This is a genomic window from Streptomyces sp. NPDC088252, from assembly GCF_044740965.1.
Classification (GTDB): Bacteria; Actinomycetota; Actinomycetes; order Streptomycetales; family Streptomycetaceae; genus Streptomyces.
In genome coordinates this window covers 387,416-397,405 of record NZ_JBIURS010000006.1, presented here as the reverse complement: position 1 = coordinate 397,405, position 9,990 = coordinate 387,416, and the positions used below count along the sequence as shown (strand labels likewise).

The window sequence follows — 9,990 nt, the reverse complement described above, 5'->3', positions numbered from 1 at the left end:
GGCGGGCGGCGGACGCGGGGCGCGCGGGCCCCCCCTACGGGGGCGGCCGGCCCGCTGCATAACCGTCCCGCGGGGCGGGGGGGGGCCGCCGGGCCGGGCGCCCGCCCCGGCACGGCTTTTCTGTACGCGGCGGTCGGACGCCCCATGCCGAAGGGCCCACGGTCGGATGACCGTGGGCCCTTCGTCGGCTGAACGCCACCGGCGGCTACTGCTCCCGGCGGAGATTCGGCTTGAGGTCCTTGAACCGGGCCAGCAGCCCGTTCACGAAGGACGGGGAGTCGTCGGTGGAGAACTCCTTGGCGAGCTGGACCGCCTCGTCGATCACCACCGCGTCCGGGGTCCCGTCCACCCAGATCAGCTCGTACGCACCGAGCCGCAGGATGTTCCGGTCGACGACCGGCATGCGGTCGATCTCCCAGTCCACGGCGTAGGTCACGATGAGGTCGTCGATCCGGTCCGCGTACTGCGCGTACCCCTCGACGAGCTCCATCGTGTACTCGGTGACCGGCGGCTGACGGCTGTCGGTCCGCGAGTGCCGCACCCAGTCCGCGAGGACCGTCTGCACGGACTCACCGCGCTGGTCGGCCTCGAAGAGGATCTGGAAGGCGCGCTTGCGGGCCGTGTTCCGAGCAGCCACGGTTAGCCGTTCACCCGGCCGAGGTAGTCGCCCGTGCGGGTGTCGACCTTGATCTTCTCACCCGTGGTGATGAAGAGCGGGACGCCGATCTCGTAGTCCGTCTCCAGCGTGGCGGGCTTGGTGCCGCCCGTGGAGCGGTCGCCCTGGACGCCCGGGTCGGTGTGCTTGACCGTCAGCTCGACGGCGGCGGGCAGCTCGACGTAGAGCACCTCGCCCTCGTACTGGGCGACGGAGGCGGTGAAGCCCTCGATCAGGAAGTTGGCGGCGTCGCCGACAGCCTTCCGGTCGACCATGAGCTGGTCGTAGGTGTCCATGTCCATGAAGACGAAGTACTCGCCGTCCATGTACGAGAACTGCATGTCGCGACGGTCGATGGTGGCCGTTTCGACCTTCACGCCGGCGTTGAACGTCTTGTCGACGACCTTGCCGGACAGCACGTTCTTGAGCTTGGTGCGCACGAAGGCCGGGCCCTTGCCGGGCTTGACGTGCTGGAACTCGACGACGGACCAGAGCTGGCCTCCGTCGAGCTTGAGCACCAGGCCGTTCTTGAGGTCGTTCGTGGAAGCCACGGTTGCGGAATCTCCTGGACTGAAGCTGGTGGAACGACCGAGGATGCGCGCTAGAGCGCGAGCAGCTCCTTGGTCGTAATGGTGAGTAGCTCGGGTCCGCCGTCCGCCTCGGGGCGCACGACGAGCGTGTCATCGATCCGGACCCCGCCCCGGCCCGGGAGGTGGACCCCCGGTTCGACGGTGACCGGCACACAAGCGTCCAGTTTACCCATGGCCGCAGGTGCCAGCTGCGGGTCCTCGTCGATTTCGAGCCCCACCCCGTGCCCGGTCCAGGGCGCGAGGCCCCCGCCGTGACCCGCCGAGTCCAGGAGGTGGCGGGCGGCGCGGTCCACATCGCGGTACGCGGCACCGGGCACGAGGGCCTCGCGTCCGGCCCGCTGAGCGGCGAAAACCAGGTCGTAGAGCTCGATCTGCCAGTCGGCGGGCGTCGTCCCGATGACGAACGTGCGGCCGATCTCGCAGCGGTAGCCGCGATAGTTCGCACCGAGGCAGACGGAGAGGAAATCCCCTTCCTCCACCCGCCGGTCCGAGGGCCGGTGGCGGCCCTGGCCGGAGTTCGGCCCCGTGGCCACCGAGGTGGCGAAGGCGGGGCCGTCGGCGCCGTGGTCCACCAGGCGCCTCTCCAGCTCCAGGGCGAGATGCCGTTCGGTGCGGCCCACCAGGATGGATTCGAGGAGTTCGCCCAGGGCCTGGTCGGTGATCTCCGCGGCGATCCGCAGACAGGCGATCTCCTCCTCGTCCTTGACGACCCTCAGCTGTTCGACCGTGGCCCCGAGATCGGCCAGCCGGAGCCGGGGGGCGACCGAGCCCATGGCCCGGTGGCGGGCGACCGTCAGATGGTGTTCCTCGACGGCCAGGGTCTCCGCACCCGAGGTGCCGGCCAGATCGGCGGCCGCGACCGCCGGATCGCCGTCGGTGGCGGGCAGCGACGAAACCCGCAGCCGATCGTCGGTCCGTCCCTCGGCGGGGTCGCCGGTCGGCTCGCCGGAGCAGAGCAGGACGTCCTCGCCGGGGCCGAGCAGCAGCACGGCACCGGCGGGCGCTCCGCCTGCGAGGTAGCGGACGTTGGCGGGGCGGGAGACCAGAGCGGCCGCGGATCCGACGGCGGCGCACCGGTCGCGGAGCAGCCCGCGGCGGACGGCGTACACGTCTGACATGTCACGAGCCTACGAGCGCTTGCGCGGGCCTGCTCGGTCAGCGCATCCGACCGGGGCCCCGGACGGACCCGTCACCGGGGCGGGTCCACCGTCCGTCCGGGGCTCACCAGGCCGGTGGGCTCGCCAGGGAACGGGCGAGTATGTCGTCCAGGACGCGGGCGGTGGTCTCCACGTCGTAGGTCGAGTTGTCGATGATCGGCAGCCCGGAGCCGTACCAGCCGGCCATCCGGCCGTGGATCCTGGCCACCTCCTCGTCCGAGAGGCGGCGGTTGCCGCTGCGGGCGGCATTGCGCTCCAGCACGATCTCCAGGCCGGGCAGCAGCACGACGGGCAGCAGTCCGGGGCCGACATGGCGCTTCCACCCGCCGAGGCCGACGACCGGCCGGTCCGGGAAGACGGCGTCGTCCAGGATGCAGGAGATGCCGTTGGCCAGGAAGTTGCGGGCGGCGAAGCCGCAGGTACGACGGGCGAGGCGGTACTGGGCCTCGGAGTGGTCGTTCCAACCGGCCTGGGGGTCGGCGAAGCCGGAGCAGACCCACTCACGGACGTCGTCGAGGCTGACGTGGGCCGTGGGGACCCGACGACGGCTGGCCCAGAGCTTGGCCACGGTGGTCTTGCCGGCGCCCGCGGGGCCGATCAGGAGGACGGCGAGGGTCGCGCTCCCGGTGCCGGGCCCGGCGGGCGGCGCGGGCAGCGGAACAGGGCCGCCGGGCGGCAGCTGGACGAGTCCGGTGGTCTCCCTGGAGGGAGGCGGGGCGTGCTGCGGGGCGGGTCCGCTCCAGCTCTGGGGCGTGGGAGGGGTGGTGGGCGGCGGCCCCGGCGGTCCGGGGTGCCGGGCCTGGTGCGTCCAGCCGACAGGTCCGCTTCCGGGGCCTTGTGGCGGCGGCAGCGGGGCCCCCACTGCGTGCTGCATCCGGTGCCACTCCGTCTCGTACAGGCAACTAGGGGCTGGCGCTGGTGGAACGGCAACCGTACCGTCCCCGGCCGCCACAGAGGCAACGGTCGGGGACGGCGCACAGTGCCCGGTCGGCCGCTCGGCCTTCCGGTGTGCCGGTCCGTCAGTCGGTCAACTCGTCGGCGAGAGCGCGCAGGGCGAGACGGTAGGAACCGATGCCGAATCCGGCCACGGTCCCCGTGGCGACCGGCGCCACCACGGAGTTGTGGCGGAATTCCTCCCGGGCGTACGGGTTCGAGATGTGCACCTCGATCAGCGGGGCGGTGCGCTGGGCCGCCGCGTCCCGCATTCCGTACGAATAGTGGGTGAACGCCCCCGGGTTGAGAACGACCGGAACTGAACCGTCCGCTGCCTCGTGGAGCCAGCGGATCAGCTCTCCCTCGTCGTTGGTCTCCCGGACGTCGACATCGAAGCCGAGCTCCTTGCCGACGGCCTGACAGGTTTCGACGAGTCCGGCGTACGACGTGGCGCCGTACACATCGGGCTCGCGGGAGCCGAGCCGGCCGAGGTTCGGCCCGTTGAGGACGAGAACCCGACGGGTCACGCCGACACCTCCCCGTAGGCGGCGAGCAGCACGGCCGGGTCGGGGCCCTCCAGCACGGTGGGCTTGCCGAGCCCGTCGAGGACGATGAAGCGCAGCAGGTCGCCGCGGGACTTCTTGTCGACCTTCATGTTCTCCAGCAGCTTGGGCCACTGGTCGCCGCGGTAGGTGAGCGGCAGTCCGACGGACTCCAGGACCGCGCGGTGCCGGTCGGCGGTGGCGTCGTCGAGGCGTCCGGCCAGCCGGCCCAGCTCGGCGGCGAAGACCATGCCCACCGACACGGCCGCGCCGTGCCGCCACTTGTAGCGCTCGTTCTTCTCGATGGCGTGGGCCAGGGTGTGGCCGTAGTTGAGGATCTCGCGCAGTCCGGATTCCTTGAGGTCGCCGGAGACGACCTCGGCCTTGACCCGGATGGCGCGTTCGATCAGCTCGCCGGTGTGCGGCCCGGTGGGGACACGGGCACCCTCCGGGTCGGCCTCGATGAGGTCGAGGATCACCGGGTCGGCGATGAAGCCGGCCTTGATGATCTCGGCCAGTCCGCTGACGTAGTCGTGGACGGGCAGCGAGTCCAGGGCGGCGAGGTCGCAGAGGACCCCGGCGGGCGGGTGGAAGGCGCCGACGAGGTTCTTGCCCTCGGCGGTGTTGATGCCGGTCTTCCCGCCGACGGCCGCGTCGACCATGGCGAGGACGGTGGTGGGTACGGCGATCCAGCGCACCCCGCGCAGCCAGGTCGCCGCGACGAATCCGGCCACATCGGTGGTGGCTCCGCCGCCGACGCCGACGATGACGTCGGTGCGGGTGAAGCCGGTCTGCCCGAGCGCCTTCCAGCAGTACGCCGCGACCTCGACGGTCTTGGCCTCCTCGGCGTTCGGCAGCTGGATCGCGATGGCCTCGTAGCCCTGCGCGGCAAGGTCCTGGCGGACCGCCTCACCGGTCTCGGCGAGCGCCTCGGGGTGCAGGACGGCGACCCTCTTGGCGCGGTCGCCGATGAGCGAAGGCAGCTCGCCCAGCAGCTGCCGGCCGATCAGCACCTCGTACGGGTCGGTGCCCGCGCTGCCGGCGATCCGGATACGGGTGGGGTCCTGCTCGGTCATGTGTTCTCCCGGCCGGGGGTGACGGGGTCGTCCGTGCGTTCCGGCAGTTCCAGTGCGTCGAGGACCGCCTGGGCGACCTCTTCGGGGGTGCGCTCGTCGGTGGCGACGGTCGCGCGGGCCACCTCGGTGTACAGGTGGCGGCGGGCGTCCATCAGCTCGCGCCACTGGCGGCGCGGGTTGACGGCGAGCAGCGGGCGGGCGGTGTTCAGGCCGACCCGCTTGACGGCCTCCTCCACGTCCATCGAGAGATAGACGACGGGGTGGTCGGCGAGCAGTGCTCGGGTCGTGTCGTCCAGCACGGCACCGCCGCCGAGGGAGAGGACACCGGTGTGCTCGGCGACGGCGGCGCGCACGGCCTGTCGCTCCAGCTCCCGGAAGTGTTCCTCGCCCTCGTCGTAGAAGATCTCCGGGATCGGCTTGCCGGCCGTGGCGACGACGTCCGCGTCGGTGTCCCGGTAGGTGGTGCCGAGCCGGTCGGCGAGCAGTTCACCGACGGTGGACTTGCCCACGCCCATCGGGCCTACGAGGACGATCAGGGGGCCGCTCATCGGATCTGGAGGTGGTCGAGGTACGACCGCACATTGCGCCGGGTCTCGGGGACGCTGTCCCCGCCGAACTTCTCGGCGACGGCGTCGGCCAACACCAGCGCGACCATCGCCTCGGCGACGATGCCCGCAGCCGGCACGGCGCAGACATCGGAGCGCTGGTGGTGAGCCTTGGCGGGTTCGCCGGTGACGACGTCGACGGTGGCGAGCGCGCGGGGCACGGTCGCGATGGGCTTCATCGCGGCGCGCACCCGCAGCAGCTCGCCGGTGGTCAGACCGCCCTCGGTGCCGCCGGAGCGGCCGGAGGCACGCTTGATGCCGTCCTCGGTGACCAGGATCTCGTCGTGTGCCTTGGAGCCGGGGATCCGGGCCAGGTCGAAGCCGTCGCCGACCTCGACCCCCTTGATGGCCTGGATGCCCATCAGGGCTGCGGCGAGCCGGGCGTCGAGACGGCGGTCCCAGTGCACGTGCGAGCCAAGACCGACGGGCACCCCGTACGCCAGCACCTCGACCACACCGCCGAGGGTGTCGCCATCCTTGTGGGCCTGGTCGATCTCGGCGACCATCGCCTTGCTCGCGTCGGCGTCCAGGCAGCGCACCGGGTCGGCGTCGAGCCGCTCGACGTCGGCGGGCGTCGGCAGGACGCCGTACGGCGCCTTGGCCGCGGCCAGCTCGACGACATGGCTGACGATCTCGATGCCCGCGGTCTCCTTGAGGTACGACCGCGCGACGGCGCCGAGCGCGACCCGGGCCGCCGTCTCACGCGCGCTGGCGCGCTCCAGGATCGGCCGGGCCTCGTCGAAGCCGTACTTCTGCATGCCCGCGAGGTCGGCGTGACCGGGCCTCGGGCGGGTCAGCGGGGCGTTGCGGGCCAGCGCGGCCAGTTCCTCGGGGTCGACCGGGTCGGCCGCCATGACCTGTTCCCACTTGGGCCACTCGGTGTTGCCGACCATCACGGCGACCGGGGAGCCCATCGTGAGACCGTGGCGCACCCCGCCGAGAAAGGTGACCTCGTCCCTCTCGAACTTCATCCGCGCACCGCGGCCATATCCGAGCCGCCGCCGGGCGAGTGCGTCCGCCACCATCTCCGTGGTGATCGGGACACCGGCGGGAAGACCCTCCAGCGTCGCCACGAGTGCGGGGCCGTGCGACTCCCCCGCGGTCAGCCAGCGCAACCTGCTCAACGGTGCTCCTCATGCTCGCGCCTGGAACTGCGACGGCGCGACCGGGTGCGCGACCCTGGCCCGCCGCCTTCGATCCTCCCACGCCCAGGGGCGTGAACCGGCCGCCGGTCCAGCAGACGGACGCGCCCCCGGACGGGCGCGGGGGTCAGCGGGCGGCGAGCGCCGCTTCCCCGGCCCGCCGCATGGCCGCGAGCGGAGCGGCCGCACGGCCGGTCATCTGCTCGATCTGGAGGACCGCTTGGTGCACCAAGAGGTCGAGACCTCCGACGACTGCGCCTTCGTGGGCCGTCCAGGCGGCGGCAAGTCCGGTCGGCCAGGGCTCGTACAGCACGTCGAAAAGGGTGCCCGGCCGATCCGGTACGGCGTCGATCAGCGCGTCAGTGGCCCCGGCCGGGGTGGTGGCGACGACCAGCGGAGCGTGCAGCGCCTGCCCGGCCTCCGCCCAGTCGGAGATCCGGACGTCGACGCCGAGGCGTTCGCCCCAGCCGCGCATCTCCTGGCCCCGTTCCTTGCTGCGGACGTACGCGGTCACCGGTCCCGTACAGATCCCGGCCAGCGCGGCGAGCGCCGAGGAAGCGGTCGCTCCGGCGCCGAGGACGGCGGCGGAGTCGGTCTTCTCCACACCGCGTTCGCGCAGCGCGGCGATCATGCCGGGGATATCGGTGTTGTCGCCGATCCGGCGGCCGTCCTCCGTGAAGACGACCGTGTTGACGGCTTCCACCGACGACGCCGTCCCGCTGATGGAGTCCAGCAGCGGGATGATCGCACGCTTGAGCGGCATGGTCAGCGAGAGCCCCGCCCAGGTGGAGTCGAGCCCCGCCATGAAGGCGGGGAGGCCCGCCTCGTCGACCTCGAACCGGTCGTACGTCCAGTGGGTGAGGCCGAGTTCGGCGTACGCGGCCCGGTGCAGGACCGGGGAGAGCGAGTGGGCGATGGGCGAGCCGAGAACGGCTGCCCGTCGGATGGTGCTCACTGGCCCGACTTCTCCTGTTCGTATTTCTTGCGATTCCGCTCGTGCTCCGCGTTGGTCACCGAGAACACCGTTTTGTCCGCGGTCACGGACACGAAGTAGTACCAAGGGCCGGGGGTGGGCTTGATCGCCGACTGCAGCGCGGCATCACCGGGGTTGTTGATCGGGCCCGGCGGCAAACCGTGGATGTAATACGTGTTGTACGGGTGCTTGAACTCCCGTAGGCCCGACACCGCTCCTATATCGAGTGTGCTCTGCTTCTTCGCGTAATTGACGGTGGAGTCGAAGTCGAGCAGGCCATTGGTCTCGGTGTTGTTGGGCTTGAGCCGGTTGTAGACGACGCGCGAGACCTTGTCGAAGTCGTGCTTGTACTTGCCCTCGGCCTGGACGAGGCTGGCGACCGTGATCAACTGCCAAGGGCTCTTGAGACCCAGCTTCTGGGCGTTGCCGTCCAGGTCGACCTTGTCGTACTCCTCGTTGGCGCGGGAGACCATCTTCTTCAGGACGGCCTCCGGCTTCATGCCCTTGGTGACCGGGTAGGCCGCCGGGTAGAGGAACCCTTCCAGAGGATCGAGGACGTTCGGGTGGCCGTCGGCCCAGTCCGGCAGCCCCAGGCTGCCCGACTGTTTCTTGGCGATCCCGCTGGTCGTCCCGCTCTTGAGGCCCAGCCTCTTGTCGATCTTGGTGTAGACGTCGCGGTTGGGTGTGCCCTCGGGAAAGATCAGAAGATTCTGGCTCTTCGGGTCGAGCATCAGCTTCAGCGCCTCGGCCGCGGACATCTTCTCGTGGAGCAGATAGACGCCGGCCTGGATGGACTTGCCCTTGGGGTTCTCGTTCTGCGCGGCGACGAACGCGTCGACGCTCTTGACAACACCCTTCTGCTTCAGGATGTTGCCGATGTCGTAGCCGAGGGCGCCCTTCGTGATCTCGACCTCGACCTCGCCGGTGCCCGTCCCGGCGTAGTCGGGTGCCGGGCCGAACTTGTCCTGCCAGTACGTGTACCCGAGGTAGCCCACTCCCCCGAGGCCGCCGGCGAGGACCAGCGAGACGACCAGGCACGCGCAGCCGCTGCGGCTCTTCTTCTTGCCCTTGCCGCGGCGCTCGTTGCCGCCGCGACTGCCACGGCGTGACTCACGCGGGTCGTCGTCGTACTCGTCGTCGTCCTTGTCGCCGTCGTCGCCCGTGAAGAAGGGGTGGGTCTCCTCCGGCTTGTTCTCCGGGTCCCAGTCGGGGTTCTGCGCGGGGGTCTGCTGGGGAGAGGCCTCCCGGCGGCCCGGAGGCTGCGGCGGCGGATAGGCCTCCGGCGTGCCGTAGTGGTCGGGCGTCTCGCCGTAGCCGGCCTGCCTGCCGCCGTAGGGGTCGGCCGACGTCTGGGGGTCGTAGGGCATCCCGGCGGACTGCTGCCCGGTGTCCCAGCCGCCGTTGTCGTACTGAGGCTGATGAGGTTGCTGGGGTTGCTGCTGCTGCGCATACGGATCCTGCGGGGCCCCGTACGCCGGCTGCTGCGGCTGGTAAGGCTGCTGCTGGGCGTACGGGTCCGGGAAATGCTGTTGCTGCTGTTCGTACGGATCCTGCTGTTGTGCGTACGGATCCTGCTGCTGCGGGTGCGGCTGCTGTTGGTACGGGTCCTGAGGGTAGGGCTGCTGCCCGCCGCCGTACTGGTTCTGGCCGTGGGCGGACTGCTGTCCTCCCCATCCCTGGTCCCCGTACAGGGGATCCTCGGGATGCCACGGTTCGGAGCCGGGGCCCCGGCCATACTCAGTCATCGATCCCCTAGTGCCGCGAGACGACGTTCCGTCTCTTTGCTGTGCGGTGTGTGTTCGAACACCGCCACATCGCGCGGAACGTTACCGTATCGCGATCAGCCAACCGTTTCGACGCCTTCGCCCGGGGCTTTGCCTGACGCCCGTTCGGACTCCAGAGCGTTCTGGAGGATCACCACAGCGGCAGCCTGATCGATGACGGAACGGCCTTTTCTGGACTTCACGCCCGAGGCGCGCAGTCCTTGACTCGCCGTTACTGTGGTCATCCTCTCGTCCACCAACCGCACCGGAATGGGTGCGACCGAGCGTGCCACCTCCTGGGCGAAGACCCGGATCTTGGCTGCGGCAGGCCCCTCACTGCCGCCGAGGGACCGCGGCAGGCCGATGATGATCTCGATCGGCTCGTACTCCTCGACGATCTGCCCGAGCCGCCGGTGGGCCGCCGGGACATCGCGTCCCGGAACGGTCTCCACCGGCGTGGCGAGGATCCCGTCGGGGTCGCACGAGGCGACCCCGATCCGGGCGTCCCCGACATCGATCGCGAGACGACGACCGCGGCGCATCCGAGTCATCCC

At 70.7% G+C, this 9,990-nt stretch carries 11 protein-coding genes; all 11 read right to left on the bottom strand.

Annotation, left to right across the window (positions count from 1 at the left end; translation table 11 throughout):
• Positions 1-205: 205 nt before the first annotated feature.
• The gene (nusB, locus tag ACIOHC_RS15785; RefSeq protein WP_326764531.1) at positions 206-637 is read right to left on the bottom strand and encodes a transcription antitermination factor NusB; all 432 of its coding nucleotides are present in this window, start codon (positions 635-637) and stop codon (positions 206-208) included.
• Between the two features lie 2 nt (positions 638-639).
• Positions 640-1,206, bottom strand: a complete 567-nt coding sequence (gene efp, locus ACIOHC_RS15780) for an elongation factor P (RefSeq protein WP_351074340.1) — start codon at positions 1,204-1,206, stop codon at positions 640-642.
• Between the two features lie 50 nt (positions 1,207-1,256).
• Complete coding sequence (locus ACIOHC_RS15775; protein ID WP_351074338.1) at positions 1,257-2,363, bottom strand: aminopeptidase P family protein; 1,107 nt, start codon at positions 2,361-2,363, stop codon at positions 1,257-1,259.
• 103 nt (positions 2,364-2,466) lie between these two features.
• On the bottom strand, positions 2,467-3,276 hold the full coding sequence (locus ACIOHC_RS15770; protein ID WP_351074337.1) for a Pro-rich N-terminal domain-containing protein: 810 nt from the start codon (positions 3,274-3,276) through the stop codon (positions 2,467-2,469).
• Between the two features lie 145 nt (positions 3,277-3,421).
• Complete coding sequence (gene aroQ, locus ACIOHC_RS15765) at positions 3,422-3,862, bottom strand: type II 3-dehydroquinate dehydratase (protein WP_351074335.1); 441 nt, start codon at positions 3,860-3,862, stop codon at positions 3,422-3,424.
• Positions 3,859-4,953 carry a 3-dehydroquinate synthase gene (aroB, locus tag ACIOHC_RS15760; RefSeq protein ID WP_365690358.1) on the bottom strand — a complete coding sequence of 365 codons (1,095 nt, stop codon included), beginning with the start codon at positions 4,951-4,953 and terminating at the stop codon, positions 3,859-3,861. The genes aroQ and aroB overlap by 4 nt, the downstream gene beginning before the upstream one ends.
• Complete coding sequence (locus ACIOHC_RS15755; RefSeq protein WP_351074333.1) at positions 4,950-5,501, bottom strand: shikimate kinase; 552 nt, start codon at positions 5,499-5,501, stop codon at positions 4,950-4,952. The genes aroB and ACIOHC_RS15755 overlap by 4 nt, the downstream gene beginning before the upstream one ends.
• On the bottom strand, positions 5,498-6,682 hold the full coding sequence (gene aroC / locus ACIOHC_RS15750; RefSeq protein WP_351074331.1) for a chorismate synthase: 1,185 nt from the start codon (positions 6,680-6,682) through the stop codon (positions 5,498-5,500). Before aroC ends, ACIOHC_RS15755 begins: the two co-directional genes overlap by 4 nt.
• 145 nt (positions 6,683-6,827) lie before the next feature.
• Positions 6,828-7,655, bottom strand: a complete 828-nt coding sequence (locus tag ACIOHC_RS15745; protein WP_351074329.1) for a shikimate dehydrogenase — start codon at positions 7,653-7,655, stop codon at positions 6,828-6,830.
• Positions 7,652-9,418 (bottom strand): endolytic transglycosylase MltG, encoded by a 1,767-nt coding sequence (gene mltG / locus ACIOHC_RS15740; protein WP_401842973.1) that lies wholly within the window; start codon positions 9,416-9,418, stop codon positions 7,652-7,654. Before mltG ends, ACIOHC_RS15745 begins: the two co-directional genes overlap by 4 nt.
• 95 nt (positions 9,419-9,513) lie before the next feature.
• Positions 9,514-9,987, bottom strand: coding sequence for a Holliday junction resolvase RuvX (ruvX, locus tag ACIOHC_RS15735; protein WP_351074326.1), 474 nt, complete (start codon positions 9,985-9,987; stop codon positions 9,514-9,516).
• Positions 9,988-9,990 lie beyond the last annotated feature (3 nt).

Bases quoted from the DNA above. Each gene is read 5' to 3' on its own strand.
- aroB (WP_365690358.1), bottom strand. From the start codon at position 4,953: ATGACCGAGCAGGACCCCACCCGTATCCGGATCGCCGGCAGCGCGGGC.
- ACIOHC_RS15770 (WP_351074337.1), bottom strand. From the start codon at position 3,276: ATGCAGCACGCAGTGGGGGCCCCGCTGCCGCCGCCACAAGGCCCCGGA.
- mltG (WP_401842973.1), bottom strand. From the start codon at position 9,418: ATGACTGAGTATGGCCGGGGCCCCGGCTCCGAACCGTGGCATCCCGAG.
- ruvX (WP_351074326.1), bottom strand. From the start codon at position 9,987: ATGACTCGGATGCGCCGCGGTCGTCGTCTCGCGATCGATGTCGGGGAC.
- ACIOHC_RS15775 (WP_351074338.1), bottom strand. From the start codon at position 2,363: ATGTCAGACGTGTACGCCGTCCGCCGCGGGCTGCTCCGCGACCGGTGC.
- ACIOHC_RS15755 (WP_351074333.1), bottom strand. From the start codon at position 5,501: ATGAGCGGCCCCCTGATCGTCCTCGTAGGCCCGATGGGCGTGGGCAAG.